At 58.4% G+C, this 17,376-nt stretch carries 15 protein-coding genes; 13 read left to right on the top strand and 2 right to left on the bottom strand.

The window, feature by feature from the left end; genetic code table 11:
- Positions 1-51 precede the first annotated feature (51 nt).
- The 4 genes from FKG94_RS09715 (at position 52) to FKG94_RS09700 (ending at position 3,330) form a co-directional block, all read left to right on the top strand.
- Positions 52-1,251 (top strand): mechanosensitive ion channel family protein, encoded by a 1,200-nt coding sequence (locus tag FKG94_RS09715; protein ID WP_142904018.1) that lies wholly within the window; start codon positions 52-54, stop codon positions 1,249-1,251.
- Between the two features lie 194 nt (positions 1,252-1,445).
- Positions 1,446-2,018 (top strand): hypoxanthine-guanine phosphoribosyltransferase, encoded by a 573-nt coding sequence (locus tag FKG94_RS09710; protein ID WP_142904017.1) that lies wholly within the window; start codon positions 1,446-1,448, stop codon positions 2,016-2,018.
- A gap of 5 nt (positions 2,019-2,023) precedes the next feature.
- Complete coding sequence (locus tag FKG94_RS09705; RefSeq protein WP_142904016.1) at positions 2,024-2,770, top strand: S-methyl-5'-thioinosine phosphorylase; 747 nt, start codon at positions 2,024-2,026, stop codon at positions 2,768-2,770.
- A gap of 344 nt (positions 2,771-3,114) precedes the next feature.
- The gene (locus tag FKG94_RS09700; RefSeq protein ID WP_142904015.1) at positions 3,115-3,330 is read left to right on the top strand and encodes a cold-shock protein; all 216 of its coding nucleotides are present in this window, start codon (positions 3,115-3,117) and stop codon (positions 3,328-3,330) included.
- 157 nt (positions 3,331-3,487) lie between these two features.
- On the opposite strand, the gene FKG94_RS09695 is transcribed toward FKG94_RS09700, so the two are convergent.
- Both FKG94_RS09695 and mfd read right to left on the bottom strand, forming a co-directional pair.
- A complete protein-coding gene (locus FKG94_RS09695) occupies positions 3,488-4,441 on the bottom strand; it encodes a CsiV family protein (protein ID WP_142904014.1) in 954 nt (317 codons plus the stop codon).
- Positions 4,438-7,908 carry a transcription-repair coupling factor gene (mfd, locus tag FKG94_RS09690; RefSeq protein ID WP_142904013.1) on the bottom strand — a complete coding sequence of 1,157 codons (3,471 nt, stop codon included), beginning with the start codon at positions 7,906-7,908 and terminating at the stop codon, positions 4,438-4,440. The genes FKG94_RS09695 and mfd overlap by 4 nt, the downstream gene beginning before the upstream one ends.
- 330 nt (positions 7,909-8,238) lie before the next feature.
- Between mfd and FKG94_RS09685 the strand changes: the two genes are divergently transcribed.
- The 9 genes from FKG94_RS09685 (at position 8,239) to nqrM (ending at position 17,330) form a co-directional block, all read left to right on the top strand.
- Positions 8,239-9,693: a glyceraldehyde-3-phosphate dehydrogenase gene (locus tag FKG94_RS09685; protein WP_142904012.1), complete on the top strand. Its 1,455-nt coding sequence runs from the start codon at positions 8,239-8,241 to the stop codon at positions 9,691-9,693.
- A gap of 502 nt (positions 9,694-10,195) precedes the next feature.
- Positions 10,196-11,539, top strand: a complete 1,344-nt coding sequence (locus tag FKG94_RS09680) for a Na(+)-translocating NADH-quinone reductase subunit A (RefSeq protein ID WP_142904011.1) — start codon at positions 10,196-10,198, stop codon at positions 11,537-11,539.
- Positions 11,540-11,542: 3 nt separating this feature from the next.
- Positions 11,543-12,745 (top strand): NADH:ubiquinone reductase (Na(+)-transporting) subunit B, encoded by a 1,203-nt coding sequence (locus tag FKG94_RS09675; RefSeq protein ID WP_142904010.1) that lies wholly within the window; start codon positions 11,543-11,545, stop codon positions 12,743-12,745.
- On the top strand, positions 12,738-13,502 hold the full coding sequence (locus FKG94_RS09670; protein ID WP_142904009.1) for a Na(+)-translocating NADH-quinone reductase subunit C: 765 nt from the start codon (positions 12,738-12,740) through the stop codon (positions 13,500-13,502). The genes FKG94_RS09675 and FKG94_RS09670 overlap by 8 nt, the downstream gene beginning before the upstream one ends.
- A 3-nt stretch (positions 13,503-13,505) precedes the next feature.
- On the top strand, positions 13,506-14,162 hold the full coding sequence (locus tag FKG94_RS09665) for an NADH:ubiquinone reductase (Na(+)-transporting) subunit D (protein WP_142904008.1): 657 nt from the start codon (positions 13,506-13,508) through the stop codon (positions 14,160-14,162).
- A gap of 2 nt (positions 14,163-14,164) precedes the next feature.
- The gene (gene nqrE, locus FKG94_RS09660; RefSeq protein ID WP_142904007.1) at positions 14,165-14,773 is read left to right on the top strand and encodes an NADH:ubiquinone reductase (Na(+)-transporting) subunit E; all 609 of its coding nucleotides are present in this window, start codon (positions 14,165-14,167) and stop codon (positions 14,771-14,773) included.
- A 21-nt stretch (positions 14,774-14,794) separates the two neighbouring features.
- Complete coding sequence (gene nqrF / locus FKG94_RS09655; protein WP_142904006.1) at positions 14,795-16,018, top strand: NADH:ubiquinone reductase (Na(+)-transporting) subunit F; 1,224 nt, start codon at positions 14,795-14,797, stop codon at positions 16,016-16,018.
- A gap of 67 nt (positions 16,019-16,085) precedes the next feature.
- Entirely contained in the window at positions 16,086-17,078 is a 993-nt protein-coding gene (locus tag FKG94_RS09650; protein ID WP_142904005.1) for an FAD:protein FMN transferase, read from the top strand.
- Positions 17,079-17,096: 18 nt separating this feature from the next.
- Positions 17,097-17,330 (top strand): (Na+)-NQR maturation NqrM, encoded by a 234-nt coding sequence (gene nqrM / locus FKG94_RS09645; RefSeq protein ID WP_142904004.1) that lies wholly within the window; start codon positions 17,097-17,099, stop codon positions 17,328-17,330.
- Positions 17,331-17,376: the final 46 nt, after the last annotated feature.

Genomic DNA, 17,376 nt, shown 5'->3' with positions numbered 1-17,376 from the left:
GCAGCGGTGTGGTGGTGCGGGTGGTGGACCCGCGGGACGAGGAATATTCATATGACGCTTCCATCCTGGCTCGAGCGCCTGACCGGCAAAGAGGATCTCTGGATCGTCGAAGTCTTTGTGGTGGTATTGCTCACACTGCTGGCGGCGTTTGCCGTCAAGGTGATACTGGGCCATCTGGTCAAGCGGGCGGAGAACACGAAGAACCTGTGGGACGACGCCCTGCTGTGCGCGGCGAGTCAGCCGTTAAAATGGTTTATCTGGCTGGTAGGTTTGAGCTGGGCTGCGGAAATCGCCGGTACCGTCTCCGAGAGCGTTATTTTTTCCGTGGTGGATACGGTCCGCCGCGTGGGCGTCATTGTTGTCCTCAGTTGGTTTATCGTGCGGTTTATCGTCCGTGCGGAAAAAAATCTGATGGACCCGGATTTTACCGCCAAGCCGATGGACGAAACCACAGTACTGGCGATCGGTAAACTGCTGCGGATTTCCGTGATCGTCACCGCCGGGCTGGTGATTCTGCAGTCGTTCGGCTACAGCGTATCGGGGGTGCTGGCGTTTGGCGGCATCGGCGGCCTGGCGGTGGGCTTTGCCGCCAAGGACCTGTTGGCCAATTTTTTCGGCGGCCTGATGATTTACCTGGACCGACCGTTTGCCGTGGGCGACTGGATTCGTTCCCCGGATCGGGATATCGAGGGCACGGTGGAGGATATCGGCTGGCGACTGACCCGCATTCGCACCTTCGACAAGCGCCCGCTGTATGTGCCCAATGCAACCTTTACCCATATCTCCCTGGAAAATCCCTCGCGCATGTACAACCGGCGCATCAAAGAGACCATCGGCATTCGCTATGATGACGCCGGCAAAATGGCGACCATTATCCCCGCGGTGAAGGAGATGCTGGCATCCCACCCGGAGATAGATACAGAGCAGACACTGATCGTCAATTTCAATAGTTTCGCACCCTATTCACTGGACTTTTTTATCTATACTTTCACCAAGACCACCGACTGGGTGAAGTTTCATGACATCAAACAGGACGTACTGCTGAAGGTGCTGGAAATTATCGAAGCGCAGGGTGCCGAATGTGCCTTCCCGACCTCCACCGTCCATATCCCCGACGATATTCACCTGCAAAATCCGGATCGCCACTCGGGCAACGCCCCTGGCGAAAGCAAAAAAGCCAGTGTTGAAAAGGTGAGTGCCGACCAGGCAAATCGCGATAAGGCAAGTACTGACAAGGCGAGTGCGGGTTAAGGCGATGCTGAAAGCCGGGCGTTGAAGACCGGCCATGGAATTGCGATCACTGAAAAGTGCGCACCACCCGTGAGCATCGAGAGACAAGCGCGCTGAAGGGCAGGTACTGAAAGGCGAGTACCACCAGCGACCGCTAAAAAGACGGCCACCGAAACTGCAAGTATCGAAACAGCCGGTAACAGGAATCACTGACATTGAAAACTCTGCAATCCGATATTGACGCCGTTTGGGCGGCGGCTGACTGCCTTTACACTGAGGCGCAACTTGAACCGGCGATCGAGCGTCTGGCGGCCTCTGTCGAAGCGCAACTGGGTGCGACCGACCCGGTGGTGATCTGCGTACTCAACGGCGGCCTGGTGACTACCGGGCGCCTGTTGCCGAAGTTTTCCTTCTCGATGCAACTCGATTGCGTTCACGCCACCCGCTATCGCAACGGGACCCGCGGGCACACTGTAGAGTGGTTGTGCAAGCCGCGCACTGAATTGGCCGGGCGCACGGTGCTGCTGGTCGACGATATCTATGACGAGGGTGTCACGCTGGCGGCGATCCAGCGCTACTGCCGGGACGCGGGTGCGGCCCGGGTCTACACTGCCGTGCTGGTGGATAAACAGCACGACCGCAAGGACCCGCAGGCGCAGGTGGACTTTACCGCGGTGAGCGTGCCCGATCGTTACGTCTTCGGGTTCGGCATGGACTACTGCGGATATCTGCGCAATGCGCCGGGGATTTACGCGGTCAATACCAATAACAACTGCGGCGGAGGTTGAAGTCCATGGCGCGCCTGGCAATAGTGGGGGGGACCGGATTATCCCAGTATCCGGAGTTGCAGCGTGTCGACAATGCGGCACTCGATACACCCTACGGAGCGCCTTCCGCCGCGGCTTTGATCGGCCGCCTGGGCGGCCACGAGGTCGTTTTTTTGCCGCGTCACGGTGAGGGACACACACTGCCCCCGCATCGCATCAACTACCGGGCCAACCTCTGGTGCCTGCAACAACTGGGCGTGAAAAAAATTCTCGCCGTCAATGCCGTCGGCGGTATTCACCCGGCCATGGGGCCGGGACATCTGTGCATCCCCGATCAGATTATCGATTACACCTACGGGCGCGAACACACCTTTGCCGACGGTACTGCAAAGACGGTACAACATATCGACTTTAGTTATCCCTACGACCCGGTCGCACGCCAGATACTGATCCGGCAATTAACGGCGCTGCAGATGCCTTACAGTGACTTTGGTGTCTACGGTTGTACCCAGGGGCCGCGGCTGGAAAGCGCCGCTGAAATTCGCCGCCTCGCCGCCGACGGTTGCGACCTGGTGGGTATGACGGGCATGCCCGAAGCGGCGCTGGCCCGGGAATTGGAAATTGACTATGTATCAATTTGTATGGTGGTTAACTGGGCCGCCGGGATCGAGGCGGCGCCAATCGATATGGCGGACCTGATGCGTACGCTCGAAAACTGTACCCGGGAGGTCAAGCGGTTGATCGCCGCGGTCGCCGGGGCGTTAATCGTCTGAAAAAGTTTAGAAATTCGCATTTGTCAACGTTTTTACTGGACACTGACGTTAATTTGGCTTAAAAATGTGCCGGTCGGCTGTTTCCAGCTGCAGGCATTGCGCAGTGCAAAATCCTGGCTGCGTATGGGTCGTTTATTATTTGCAGTGTAACGGTTGAGTGATAGCGGTTTAACAGATACCAGTGTTAACAGTTGTTGCTTCAACAGTTTTCTAATTAATAAATACAACAGTTGCCTGAAGTGTCGGAGCAGTCTTATCGGTTGGCGATCATAGATCAAAACAAAGGGTGAGATCGTCAGGTTTTCGATGGTTAGTACAACATAAAAATAATGAGGTAGTTGGTTATGACAGTTCGCGAGTCAGGCACCGTTAAATGGTTTAACAACGCCCGGGGGTACGGTTTTATTACCCGGGGGGAAGGCAGCGACGATGTCTTCGTGCACTATCGCAATATTCGCGGAGAAGGCTACAGGTCTCTCAATGAAGGGCAGGCGGTAGAATTTAATATTCTCGAAGGGGACAAGGGTCTCCAGGCGGAAGATGTCGAGTGTACCACCTAGATCGCTTTAGCCCGGATATCGCACCATTAACGCGATCTAACGGCCTAAAACTGCGCCCGGCGCACAATTTTAGACGTGTTATCTTCGCGCCAACTGGTTGGTTCGACACCTCGGCCGTATCCGGGTTAACGATCTAAACATTCAACATCGGCACGACTTATTGGGGTACTGCCGGCGTCGCCTCGACGCCGGCAGCGCTACCGCTGTTGGGAACGTTTTCCGGTGCAGGCTCCACCTCGGGCACCTCGTAAGGTTTCATTTTGATCAGCAGGCCCATCAACGGGTGGTCGAGGTAGTGTACTTCGCCGCTGCGAATACGGCCGCGTTTTTGCCGAAAAGTGACAACCTTGTTTACCAGGTAACGATTGGCCAGAATGCTCTCGTACTCGCCTGCGGGGTTGAGCCGGTTGTCCCACCAGTCCGCCGCTGTTTTGTCGGTTCCGAGCGCCAGTGCCGGGTCGGCCTGGCGCACGCTCGGCCGGCGCGGCAAATCCGGCCAGCCGCCGGCTTCCTGGCCGTAGTTGGCGCTGAATTCAGACAACCATAAATTGGTGTGCAGGTGCAGGTAGCGGGCGATGCTGATATTAATGCTGCCCTCCAGCTCAGTGTGCTCGTCGTAGCTGTTGCCGCCCTGAATCAGGATCGCCGGTGATTTTCTAATACCGATCATCGGCTGGCGCCAGGCCTGGTGGAACAGCACGCGGTAGCGGCCATCGCGACGCAGGTCCCGGGCCTGGGGTGCCAGTTCCAACTCGGCCGCCGGCAGCTTGTAATAAGGCTCGCGCGCCAGGTCCGCCGGGGTGGGCAGCGGTGCCGCAGTGTCCGGGGTAGCGGAACTGCTTACCAAAGCGGCCAGCGGCGCGTCCGGGTCTTTCAGTTCAACCCAGTTCGGCGGGTAGGCGAGGGGGATATCCCGTGGCCAGATTTCCTGGGGGGCGTTTTCGGGCAGGCGCTGGGCGAAAATAATCAGCTCGACCTGGTACCAGCGCGGCTCCTCGGCCGCGGCGCCGCCGGGGACACCCAGCGCGGTGCCGAATGCCAGCGCCGTCCAGGTCGCGGCAGTGAATCGTCGTGCCAGGCGGCGCAGGTAACTGCTGTGAATCTTCATCATGCGGCCTCTTCCTTCGGCGTTAGTTGGGTGAGGAGAGCGTCAACGGTTTCGATACGCTGCTCGCTATTTTCCATATCGAGCGAGAATTTTAAATGGTTGGCGCCTTCCAGGCGGTAAATCTGTGGCTGAGTTTGCACCATTTTAACAATAGTCAATGGATCGACGCGGGTATCCCTGGCAAATTCCATCCGTCCGCCGGCGGCAGACGCCTCTAATTTCTCGATACCGAGTTGCTGGGCCCGCAGTTTCAGCGCCGTCACCCGGAACAGGTTTTTGGTGGCCTCGGGCAACAGACCAAAGCGGTCGATCATTTCCACCTGCAGTTCCCGCAGGCCCGCTTCGGTTTCCGCATTGGCCAGGCGTTTGTACATAATCAGGCGAGTGTGTACGTCGGGCAGGTAGGCATCGGGAATCAGCGCCGGAATTCGCAGGTTCACATCGATACTGCCGTCCAGCGGCTGTTCAATATTGGGCGTCTTGCCGGCTTTGATGGCTTTGACCGCCCGATCCAACATGTCCATGTACAGGGAAAAACCGATCGCCTGCATCTGCCCGCTCTGGTCCTCGCCGAGCAGTTCGCCGGCGCCGCGAATTTCCAGGTCGTGAGTCGCCAGGGTAAAGCCGGCGCCCAGGTCTTCGGCTTCGGCGATGGCCTCCAGGCGCTTGACCGCGTCGGCTGTCATGGCCTTTGGCTGCGGCGTCAGGAGATAGGCGTAAGCCTGGTGGTGGGAGCGCCCGACCCGCCCGCGCAACTGGTGCAGCTGTGCCAGGCCGAACTTGTCCGCCCGGTTGATGACAATGGTATTGGCGCTCGGCACATCGATACCGGTTTCGATAATGGTGGTGCACACCAGGATATTGAAACGCTTGTGGTAGAAGTCCGACATCACCTGCTCCAACTCCCGCTCGCGCATCTGCCCGTGGCCGACGCCGATGCGCGCCTCGGGAATCAGCGCCTGCAGATCGCGGCCCGCCTGGTCGATGGTTTTGACTTCGTTGTGCAGATAGTAAACCTGGCCGCCGCGCAGCAGTTCACGCAAGATGGCTTCCTTGACCAGGGCGTTGTCGTGTTGGCGCACGAAGGTTTTCACCGATAAACGTTTTGCCGGCGGCGTGGCGATAATCGACAGATCGCGAATGCCGGCCATGGCCATATTGAGGGTGCGCGGAATCGGGGTCGCCGTCAGGGTGAGGATATCGACTTCCGAGCGCAGTGACTTCAGGCGTTCTTTCTGCTGCACACCGAAGCGGTGTTCCTCATCGATGATCAATAACCCCAACGATTTATAACTCAGGTCCGACTGCAACAGCTTGTGTGTGCCGATAATGATATCGATTTTGCCGTCGGCGAGTTTTTTCTGTACCGCCGTGCTCTCACGACCGGTTCTGAAACGCGACAGCACCTCCACGTTGACCGGCCAATCGGCAAATCGGTCTTTGAAATTTTCATAGTGTTGTTGCGCGAGCAGTGTGGTGGGCACCAGCATGGCCACCTGTTTGCCGGATTGCACGGCGATAAAAGCGGCGCGCATGGCGACCTCGGTTTTGCCGAAGCCCACATCGCCACAGACCAGGCGATCCATCGCCGCCGGCGAAACCATATCGGCGTAGACTGCGGCAATGGCATTTTGCTGGTCGGGGGTTTCCTCGAACGGAAAGCCCGCGGCAAAATTGCGGTAGGCCTCTTTGGGGTCGTCGAACGCGAAGCCGGCGCGGGCAGCGCGGCGGGCGTAGATATCCAACAGTTCCGCCGCGGTATCGCGGATCTGTTCGGCCGCTTTGCGTTTGGCTTTCTGCCACTGTTCGCTGCCAAGGCGGTGCAACGGCGCCAGGTCCGCCTCGGCGCCGCTGTAGCGACTGATCAGGTGCAGGTTGGCGACCGGCACGTAGAGCTTGGCGCCGGCGGCGTACTCGAGCATCAGCAACTCGTTGGGTTCGCCGTCGATATCCAGAGTTTGCAGGCCGCGGTAGCGGCCCACGCCGTGATCGACATGCACCACCGGGGCGCCGAGGCGCAGCTCGGTCAGGTTTTTGACGATCTGGTCGCTGCTGTCCTGGGCGCGCTTGCGCCGGCGCCGCTGCTGCACCCGGTCGCCAAACAACTGTGATTCGGCAATCAGTGACACGGCCGGTGTACCCAACTCCATGCCGGCTTCCAGCGGCGCCACAGTGATGGCGACGGCGTCGCTGCCGTCCAGGAACGCCTGCCAGCTATCGCACACCTGCGGCTGCACGGTGATGCGTTGCAACAGTTCGATCAGGGTTTCTCGCCGCCCGGCGCTCTCGGCGCAGAACAGTACCCGTTTACGGGTGTCCAGCAACTGTGCCTCCAGCGCCGCCAACGGCTGGTCCGCCTGGGCGTTTACCGGCAGGGCGGGTGGCGGCGCGGTGTCGAAGTTGGTGCGGCCGACCCCGGTTTCCAGTGGCGTCTGCTGTACCTGAATGCGGCGGTAGCGCTTGAGTGCGGCAAATACGTCGCCGACGCCCAGAAATACTTCCGCCGCCGGGACCAGCGGTCGCTGCGGGTCGACGCGGCGGCTCTCATAACGCTGGCTTAACTCGCGCCAGAAATTTTCCGCTGCACTGTCGAGCCGACCCAGGCTCAGCGCCAGGGTGGCTGCCGGCAGGTAGTCGAACAGGGTGCCGCACTGTTCGAAAAACAGTGGCAGGTAATATTCGATACCCGGCGGCGCTATGCCGTCGCTGATATCTTGATAAATAGGGCAGGCGCGGTGGTCGACATCGAAGCGCGCGTGCCACTGGTCCTTGAAGAACTTGATGCCGGCGGCATCGAGCGGATACTCCTTGGCCGGCAGCAGGTCGATGGCCCCGACTTTATCAATAGTGCGCTGGGTGTCCGGATCAAAGGTACGCAGGGTTTCAATATCGTCGTCGAACAGGTCGATCCGATAGGGCAGGTCACTGCCCATGGGAAAGATATCCACCAGCGCGCCGCGCACGGCGAATTCGCCATGTTCATAGACGGTGTCGACACAGCGATAGCCGCTGTCCTCCAACTGCCGGCGCATCAACGCCAGGTCGAAGCGCTGGCCGCAGCGCAGCACCAGGCTGTTGGCGGTCAGGTAGGCCGGCGGCGGCAGGCGCTGCAGCAGGGTGGTCACCGATACCACGAGGATGCCCTGTTTCACCGCCGGCAGTTGGTAGAGGGTGTAGAGACGCTCGGAAATGATGTCCTGGTGCGGCGAGAAGGTGTCGTAGGGCAGGGTTTCCCAGTCCGGGAAGTGCAGAATAGGCAGCGGCTGGTCGCGGTCGTTAAAAAACCCCAATTCGGTTTCCAACTGGCTGGCTTCGCTGCTGTTGGGGGCAACAATCAGGGTGAGACTGGGGTGGGCGCGTGCCGCCGACAGCAGGGCCAGGGCCCGGGCACTGCCGTGCAACTGGCCCCACTGGTGTTTATCGCCCGCGTTGGCGGGCAGGGGTGGGGCGCTGGGGTTTGATAACGTCATGAACAACAATCGATAACGGCAAATGAAGGTGGGCTATTGTACTGACCTTTGGCGCATTTGAGGACGGCTTGCGGTCGATTCCCTCGACTTTGTCATACAAATGGCCGGCGGCGGCGCCCGGCGGTGATTTTACCGCCGTTGTATTGCGTCCCGCTGGTTGAGTCACCATAATACCCCCGCCCACGGCGGTCGGGCCGGCTACTCTATTCATACTAATCATACTAATGCGGCATTGAACGCCGCGGCGGGCCTTAACGACGCGGGCTGAATGACGTCTTTAGATACGTCTATAAAATGTAGAGAAGCCACTTAAACACGAAGGGTAATGCTGTGAACCGACCTAAGCCGGATGATTTCTTCAAAGATTGGAAAGAGCGGGAGGCCTTGGCCGAGGCCATGATTCCGATGATTGGCAAACTCAATCGCGAGCGCAATGTCGCCGTCTATATATATGGGCGGCCGCTGGTGAATCGCTCGGTGATTGACATCATGAAAGCGCACCGGTTCGTGCGCCAGGTGGAGGCCAACGAACTGTCGGAGTTCGAGAGCTACCCGATTCTGGAAACCATCAGCCGGCTCAATATCGGCCCCGCCCATATCGACCTGGGTCAACTGGCCGTCAAATATATGAAGGAGGCCAACGGCCTGGATATGGAGGCCTTCGTGGCCAATGAGCTGCAGCACTTTGTCGGCAGCAGCCATAAGCCGCTGCCCAAGGCGCAGGATGTGGTGCTCTACGGGTTCGGTCGAATCGGGCGGCTGGTGACCCGACTGCTGGTGGAGAAGGCCGGCAGTGGTGACGTGTTGCGACTGCGCGCGATCGTGGTCCGCAAAGGCAAGGGCGCCGGTGATCTGGTCAAGCGCGCCAGTCTGCTGCGCCGCGATTCGATTCACGGCAGTTTCAAAGGCACCATTCGGGTCGATGAGGAAACCGATACGCTGGTGTGTAACGGTAATGAGATCAAAGTCATCTATGCCAACTCGCCGGCCGAGGTGGATTACACCCGGCACGGTATCCACGACGCCATAGTCGTGGACAACACCGGTGCCTGGCGCGACGCCGAGGGGCTGAATCAGCACCTGCAGTGCCCCGGCGCCGGCAAAGTCATTTTGACAGCGCCCGGCAAGGGCGATATTAAGAACATCGTCTACGGCATCAACAATGGCGACATCGAGGCGGGGGATAATATCCTCTCGGCCGCTTCCTGCACTACCAACGCCATAGTCCCGGTGCTGAAGGCGCTGCTGGATAAGTACGGCATTGAGCACGGCCATGTGGAGACGGTGCACGCCTATACCAACGACCAGAACCTGATCGACAACTATCACAAAGGGGAACGCCGCGGGCGCAGTGCGGCACTGAATATGGTGCTCACCGAGACCGGTGCCGCCAAGGCCGTGGCCAAGGCGCTGCCGGCGTTGAAGGGCAAGCTCACCGGCAACGCCATCCGCGTGCCGGTCCCCAATGTCTCCATGGCGATTCTGAACCTGCGTTTGGGCGCCGACACCACCGCTGCGGAACTCAATGAGTATATGCGCGATGTGGCGCTGCACTCGCCCCTGCAGCAACAGATCGACTTCACCAACTCGCCGGAGGTGGTGTCGACAGACTTTGTCGGTTCCCGTCACGCCTGCGTATTCGACAGTAAAGCCACTATCGTCGAGGGCAATAATGCGGTGCTCTATTGCTGGTATGACAATGAATTCGGCTACAGCTGTCAGGTGGTGCGCTGCCTGGAGGACATGGCGGGCGTCAGTTATGACGTCTACCCCCAGCCCGAATAAACCGGCGTTTTGAGTTAATAAACACGCCTGGGTTGTGTGTGGCACGACAAGGCGGCTGACCGCGGCTGTTAGCGGTAAGTCGCCGATTTCGCGGTTCGTCCTTGTCGCTTCGATCATCAACTGAGCACTTTGCCGTCCAGCCGTTCTAAGATCTTGAGATTCTTAGGTTTTTACTCGCCTAAATCAGTAAAAATCGCGTTTTTGCTCTGGTAAGGGGCCAGCCTCATCTTTATAATTGCGCCGGTTTGATCGCAGAGTGAGTGCGCTCCAGGCGCAGTCGTCTACACTAGTTAGGGAACTTTTGCTACCTGTTGGACAGGTTTTGGCTGATATTCCCCGAAATTTGACGGGTTTTTAACTTGGGGCCGAAAGGCTGACTGACAGCCGCGTGCCCGCCCGCCGTCAAACCGACACCTGGTCGCCTTACCGGGCCAGAGTGAGCAGATGCATGGGGTTCACTGCACAGCGCCCCTTATCCAACCAGTGATTAGGCAGAGGACGTATGATAAAGATCCGTCGGGGCTTGGATTTACCTATATCCGGCACTCCCGAGCAGGCCATCGAAGAGGGTCCCAAGGTTCGCTCTGTCGCCGTAATCGGATTCGACTACCATGGCATGAAGCCCACGATGGCGGTCCAGGTCGGCGACAAAGTGAAACTGGGCCAGTTGTTATTCACCGATAAAAAGACCGCCGGCGTCAGGTACACGGCACCGGCAGCGGGGACCGTAGCCGCCATCAATCGCGGCGCAAAACGGGTCCTTCAATCTGTTGTTATCGATGTAGAGGGGGACGAGGCCGAGCACTTTACCCAGTGCGACAGTGGCCAACTTGCCACCCTGGACAATGCGACCATCAGGGAAAATCTGATCAACGCCGGTCTCTGGACCGCACTGCGCACGCGACCCTACAGCAAGGTGCCGGCCCCCGAGGCCACTGCCAACTCCATTTTTGTGACCGCGATCGATACCAATCCGCTCGCCGCCGATCCGCAGCGGGTGATCGCCGCACAGCCGCAGGCGTTTGCCGACGGCCTGTTGCTGCTGAGTAAGCTTACCGAGGGTAAGGTTTTTGTGTGTAAAGCGACCGGCGCGGAGCTGCCGCCCGGCGGCGACGAGCGCATCGAGACCCACGAATTCGGCGGCGTGCACCCGGCCGGTAATGTCGGTACCCATATACATTTTCTCGACCCGGTCAGCACTGACAAGTCTGTCTGGACCATCGGTTATCAGGATGTTATCGCCATCGCCAAGTTGTTCACCACCGGTAAACTCTATACCGATCGGGTGATCTCCCTGGCCGGCCCGGCGGTGGAGCGGCCGCGACTGCTGCGCACCCGCCTCGGCGCCAATCTGGAGGAACTCACCGCCGGGCAACTCAACCCGGGCGATAACCGTGTGGTGTCCGGATCGGTGTTCGGCGGCCGCACGGCGCGCGGTGCCTTTGCCTACCTGGGGCGCTATCACAACCAGGTCAGTGTGCTCGGCGAGGGGCGCGACCGTCCCTTTATGCATTACCTGCGTGCCGGCTTTGACCTGTTTTCGACCATGGGTATTTATGTGTCGAGCCTGTTTGCCGATAAGAAGTACAGTTTTACCACCACCACCAATGGCAGTGAGCGCGCTATGGTGCCGGTGGGCAACTACGAGCGCATCATGCCGCTGGATATTTTGCCCACGCAACTGCTGCGGGCGCTGATTGTCGGCGACACGGAACAGGCGCAAAAGCTTGGCTGCCTGGAGTTGGACGAAGAGGATTTGGCACTGTGCACCTATGTGTGCCCGGGCAAATACGAATACGGTCCTATTTTACGCGATAACCTGACGCGCATTGAGAAGGAGGGTTAAAGCATGGCGTTGCGCAAGTATCTCGACAGTATCGAGCCCCATTTTCACAAAGGTGGCAAGTGGGAGAAGTGGTATGCACTGTTCGAAGCGGTGGACACCATTTTCTACCGGCCCTCGGACGTCACCAAAACCACCGCCCATGTGCGCGACGGTGTGGATCTGAAACGGATCATGATTACCGTCTGGATGTGTACCTTCCCCGCCATGTTCTACGGCATGTACAACCTCGGTTGGCAGGCCAATACCATTATGGTGGATATGGGCATTGCCGCTGTGGAGGGCTGGCGCGGCGGTTTGATCGAACTGTTTGCCGGCTACGATCCGAACAGCGTCTGGGATTGCCTGTGGCACGGTGCCGCCTACTTCCTGCCACTTTATATGGTGGTCTTTGTGGTGGGCGGTTTTTGGGAAGTGCTGTTCGCCATGGTGCGGGGACACGAGGTGAACGAAGGCTTCTTTGTCACCTCAGTGCTGTTTGCCCTGATCTGTCCGCCCGATGTGCCCCTGTGGCAGGCGGCGCTCGGTATCTCTTTCGGTGTCGTGATCGGCAAGGAAGTGTTTGGCGGCACCGGTAAAAACTTCCTCAACCCGGCGTTGACCGGGCGTGCGTTTCTCTTCTTTGCCTACCCCGCCGAGATGTCCGGCGATGCCGTTTGGACTGCCGTCGACGGTTATACCGGCGCGACGGGCCTGTCGGTTGCCGCCTCCCAGGGCATGGCCGAACTCCAGAGCCAAATGACTTGGCTCGACGCCTTTCTGGGTAAAATGCAAGGCTCCATCGGCGAGGTCTCGACGCTGGCCATTCTGGTGGGCGGGTTTTTCCTGATCATTACCCGTATCGCGTCGCTGCGTATCATCCTCGGCGTTATGCTCGGCATGTTCGTTACCTCGACACTGTTTAACTTCACCGGCGATGTCGACAGTAACCCCATGTTTGGTATGCCCTGGTACTGGCACCTGGTGATGGGCGGATTTGCATTTGGCATGATCTTTATGGCGACCGATCCCGTGTCCGCTTCTATGACCGACACAGGTAAATTGTGGTACGGCGCGCTGATCGGCTTCATGGTGGTGCTGATTCGGGTAGTGAATCCGGCGTTCCCAGAGGGTATGATGTTGGCCATCCTGTTCGCCAATCTATTTGCCCCCCTGATCGACCACTTTGTCGTTCAGTCGAATATCAAGCGGAGGCTTGCCCGTGGCTAACAACGACTCGATCAAGAAGACCATGTTGGTGGCGGTGTCACTGTGTTTCGTCTGTTCAGTGGTGGTCTCCACCGCTGCGGTGCTGCTGAGACCGGCGCAGGTTGCCAACAAAGCGCAGGACTTCAAGCGCAATATTCTCCAGGCGGCGGGCATGCGCGATGAGAGTGTGGCGGTCGAAGAGCAGTTTGCCGAGATCACCACCCGGGTGGTGGACCTGAGCACCGGCCGGTTTACCGATGCGGTGGACCCGGACAAATACGACCAGCGCAAAGCGGCCAAGGACCCGGCGCTGTCCGAGCGACTCAATCCCGATGACGATATTGCCAAGATTTCCCGCCTTGAGAAGTATGCGGAGGTGTACCTGGTAGAAGGTGATCAGGGATTGGAAAAAATCATTCTTCCCATTCGCGGTTACGGGCTCTGGTCGACGCTCTATGGTTTTTTGGCGTTGGACAGTGATCTCAATACCGTAGTCGGCCTGGGGTTTTACGAACACGGTGAAACGCCGGGTCTCGGCGGCGAAGTGGACAACCCCAACTGGAAAGCCTCCTGGCCCGGCAAGCAGGTGTATGGCGACGACGGCGGTGTTGCCATTGAAGTGGTCAAGGGTAAGGCCGACCCCGATGCCCGCTACGAGGTGGATGGGCTGTCGGGGGCGACTCTGACCGCGCGCGGCGTGCACAATTTAGTTCAGTTTTGGTTGGGCGAGAACGGCTTTGCCGAATTTCTCGACAACCTGAAAAGAGGGGAGGCCTGATTGATGAAGACAAAAGAACTCCTGTTTAACCCGATCTTTAACGACAACCCCATTGCCCTACAGATTTTGGGGATTTGTTCAGCGCTGGCGGTGACCAGCAGTTTGCGGGTCACACTGGTGATGTGTGTGGCACTGACCCTGGTGACCGGCTTCTCCAACTTTTTTGTCGCCCTGGTGCGCAACCATATCCCCAACAGCATTCGTATCATTGTACAGATGACGATTATTGCCTCCCTGGTGATTCTGGTGGATGAGGTGCTTAAAGCGGTAGCCTACGATATCAGCAAGGAGTTGTCGGTATTTGTGGGCCTGATTATCACCAACTGTATCGTCATGGGGCGCGCTGAGGCCTTCGCGATGAAAAACCCACCGCTGCCGAGCTTCATTGACGGGATCGGCAACGGCCTGGGCTACAGCGTCATCCTGATCGGGTTGGCGGTGATCCGCGAGTTGTTTGGCGCCGGCAAGTTGATGGGGTACGAAATTCTGCCCCTGGCCACCGAAGGCGGCTGGTTTGTCTCCAACGGCCTGCTGCTGTTGCCGCCCAGTGCGTTCTTCCTGATCGGCCTGTTTATCTGGGCGATCCGCGCCTGGAAGAAAGACCAGGTCGAAGAGCCCGACTTTAAAATGTCTGCCAATACTGTGGCGAAGGAGGCTTAATCGTGGAACATTATTTAAGCCTTTTTATCAGGGCCATCTTCACGGAAAACATGGCGCTGATGTTTTTCCTCGGCATGTGTACCTTCCTGGCTATTTCCAAGAAAGTCGAAGCTGCCCTGGGGCTGGGTATTGCGGTGATTGTCGTACTGACCATTACCGTGCCGGTGAACAATCTGCTGTATACCTACCTGCTGGCCGACGGCGCCCTGGCCTGGGCCGGCCTGCCGGAAGTGGACCTCAGTTTTCTCGGACTGATCAGCTATATCGGCGTGATCGCCGCGCTGGTGCAGATTCTGGAAATGGTGCTGGATAAATACGTGCCGGCCCTGTACAACGCGCTGGGTGTATTCCTGCCGCTGATTACGGTGAACTGCGCGATTCTGGGCGCATCGCTGTTTATGGTACAGCGCGACTACAACCTGGGCGAGAGCGTCGTGTTTGGTGCCGGCTCCGGGGTCGGTTGGGCGCTGGCGATCACCGCGCTGGCCGGTATCCGTGAAAAAATGAAGTACAGTGACGTACCCGACGGGCTGCGGGGACTGGGTATTACTTTTATTACGGTGGGCCTGATGTCTTTGGGCTTTATGTCGTTTGGCGGCATCGACCTGTAATCGGCGAGGTAAAGACGAAACATGAATATCGAGATTGTGTTCGGCGTCATTATGTTTACGGCCATTGTGCTGGCACTGGTGTTTGTGATCCTGAGTGCCCGCGCGCAACTGGTGAACACCGGCGAAGTCAGTATCGAAATCAACGGCGAGAAAACCCTCAAGGTTCCCGCCGGCGGCAAATTGCTGCAGACATTGGCGGGTAACGGTTTGTTTTTGCCGTCAGCCTGCGGCGGTGGCGGCAGCTGCGCGCAGTGCAAGTGTAAGATCAGCGCCGGCGGTGGCTCCATGTTGCCCACCGAGGAAGGGCATTTCACCCGTCGCGACGCCCAGGACGGCTGGCGTCTGTCCTGCCAGGTGCCGGTCAAGCAGGATATGGTTATCGAGGTGCCCGAGGATGTCTTCGGGGTCAAACAGTGGGAGTGCACCGTCGAGTCCAATCCCAATGTGGCGACATTTATCAAGGAGCTGACCCTGCGCTTGCCCGAAGGTGAGAACGTCGATTTTCGCGCTGGCGGCTATGTGCAGTTGGAGGCGCCACCGCACCATGTAAAATACAGCGATTTTGAGGTGGAAGAAGAGTACCGGGGCGACTGGGAACGATTCGGTTTCTTTAAGTTGGAGTCGAAGATCACCGAGCCGGTCATCCGCGCCTACTCCATGGCCAACTACCCGGAAGAAAAGGGTATCGTCAAATTCAATATCCGCATCGCCACGCCACCGCCGGGCAGCCAGGGTATTCCGCCGGGGCAGATGTCCTCCTATGTATTCAACCTCAAAGCCGGTGACACTATCACTGTATACGGGCCGTTCGGTGAGTTTTTTGCCCGGGACACCGATGCCGAGATGGTATTTATCGGCGGTGGTGCCGGTATGGCGCCGATGCGGTCGCATATTTTCGATCAACTGAAGCGGTTGCAGACCAAGCGCAAACTGTCTTTCTGGTATGGTGCCCGCTCGTTGCGGGAACTGTTTTACCAGGAAGACTACGATATGCTGGCGGCGGAAAACGACAACTTCGACTGGCATATCGCCCTGTCCGATCCGCAGCCGGAAGATAACTGGGAAGGCATGACCGGCTTTATTCACAACGTGCTCTACGACAATTATCTGAAGGATCACCCGGCGCCCGAAGATTGTGAATACTATATGTGCGGTCCGCCCATGATGAACGCCGCGGTGATCAAGATGCTGCAAGACCTCGGTGTCGAAGAAGAAAATATCATGCTCGACGACTTTGGTGGTTAAGCGCCGCCGCTTCTCAGCCGTTGCATTGTCAGTGATTACATTGTTAGCAGTTACGAGGGGGTCGGCAGTGCCGGCCTCGTTTTGGTTTTTGTGTGCGCTTTTGCTCACCGCCTGCGCCGACAGCGGGCCCGGTGTTACCAAGCTCGAAGGCAATACCATGGGCACCCGCTATCACATTACGCTGGTGGGACTGCAAGCCGATCGGGTGAAACTGCAAAAAGCCGTGGAGCGGGAGCTGGAAACTGTCAATCGGCATTTGTCCACCTACCGGCCGGATTCTGAACTCAGCCGCTTTAACCGGGCGCCGATCGACCAGTGGATTGAAGTGTCACAGACGCTGTTCGATGTCTTGCGTATCAGTCACCGCATCAGTGAACTCAGCGGCGGCGCTTTTGACCCGACGGTGGGTCCGCTGGTGGACCTGTGGGGCTTTGGACCCGAGCCGCGCACGCAGGTACCGGCGCCCCAGGCCGTTGCGCGGGCGTTACAGCAGGTGGGTTACCGCGCTGTTGCCATACACCCTGACAGGACCGCGCTGCGCAAGACCGCGCCGGTGTCGGTGGACCTGTCCGGCGTCGCCAAAGGCTACGGTGTGGATCGCCTGGCCCGCTTATTTGATACAATGGGCGCGTTGGATTATCTGGTGGAGATTGGCGGCGAACTGCGGCTGAAAGGGGTCAACGCCGGCGGCCGTCACTGGCGTATCGGTATCGAAACGCCGTCGCTGGCAGGTGGTGCGGGCAAAGCGTTTAAAGTGACCAATGCGGGTGTGGCCACCTCGGGTGATTATCGAAATTATTATGAGATAGACGGCAAACGCTACTCTCATACCATCGATCCGCGCACGGGATATCCCATCGATCACCCGCTGGCGTCGGTGACGGTAGTGGCACCCACCAGTGCCGAGGCCGATGCCCTGGCCACGGCACTGAACGTGCTCGGGCCGACGGCAGCCCTGGCGTTGGCCACCAAGCAGGATATAGCGGCATATTTTATTGAAAAGGTGGATGCGGGCTTTCGCGAGTATTACTCGCCGACATTCGAGCCGTATCTGCCGTGACCTGAGCGAGGTGTTGGTATGACTGTGATCATCGTGAGCTTCCTGGTGTTGCTGTTGATAGTGGCTGCCATGTCCATCGGCGTGATCCTGGGACGTAAACCCATCACCGGTTCCTGCGGCGGCGTGGGCGCGGCGCTGAAGGAAAAAGACTATGTCTGTGAACTCTGCGGCGGTGACGAGGCCAAGTGTGAGGAAGCACAACAACAGAACAAACCGGCGTCGACCGACCTTGCTTACAATGCTGATAAGTGAGTGCCGGCCAATAAGTTGTTGAGAAACGACTGGCCGGCAGACAAAG

Source organism: Exilibacterium tricleocarpae (genome assembly GCF_007004655.1).
In the GTDB taxonomy this organism is placed as follows: domain Bacteria; phylum Pseudomonadota; class Gammaproteobacteria; order Pseudomonadales; family Cellvibrionaceae; genus Exilibacterium; species Exilibacterium tricleocarpae.
This window is presented reverse-complemented; position numbering and strand designations above follow the sequence as displayed.

Excerpts from the sequence above, each read along its gene's own strand:
- FKG94_RS09715 (WP_142904018.1), top strand. The coding sequence starts at position 52 with ATGACGCTTCCATCCTGGCTCGAGCGCCTGACCGGCAAAGAGGATCTC.
- FKG94_RS09705 (WP_142904016.1), top strand. The coding sequence starts at position 2,024 with ATGGCGCGCCTGGCAATAGTGGGGGGGACCGGATTATCCCAGTATCCG.
- FKG94_RS09700 (WP_142904015.1), top strand. The coding sequence starts at position 3,115 with ATGACAGTTCGCGAGTCAGGCACCGTTAAATGGTTTAACAACGCCCGG.
- FKG94_RS09695 (WP_142904014.1), bottom strand. The coding sequence starts at position 4,441 with ATGATGAAGATTCACAGCAGTTACCTGCGCCGCCTGGCACGACGATTC.
- mfd (WP_142904013.1), bottom strand. The coding sequence starts at position 7,908 with ATGACGTTATCAAACCCCAGCGCCCCACCCCTGCCCGCCAACGCGGGC.
- FKG94_RS09680 (WP_142904011.1), top strand. The coding sequence starts at position 10,196 with ATGATAAAGATCCGTCGGGGCTTGGATTTACCTATATCCGGCACTCCC.
- FKG94_RS09675 (WP_142904010.1), top strand. The coding sequence starts at position 11,543 with ATGGCGTTGCGCAAGTATCTCGACAGTATCGAGCCCCATTTTCACAAA.
- FKG94_RS09665 (WP_142904008.1), top strand. The coding sequence starts at position 13,506 with ATGAAGACAAAAGAACTCCTGTTTAACCCGATCTTTAACGACAACCCC.
- nqrF (WP_142904006.1), top strand. The coding sequence starts at position 14,795 with ATGAATATCGAGATTGTGTTCGGCGTCATTATGTTTACGGCCATTGTG.
- nqrM (WP_142904004.1), top strand. The coding sequence starts at position 17,097 with ATGACTGTGATCATCGTGAGCTTCCTGGTGTTGCTGTTGATAGTGGCT.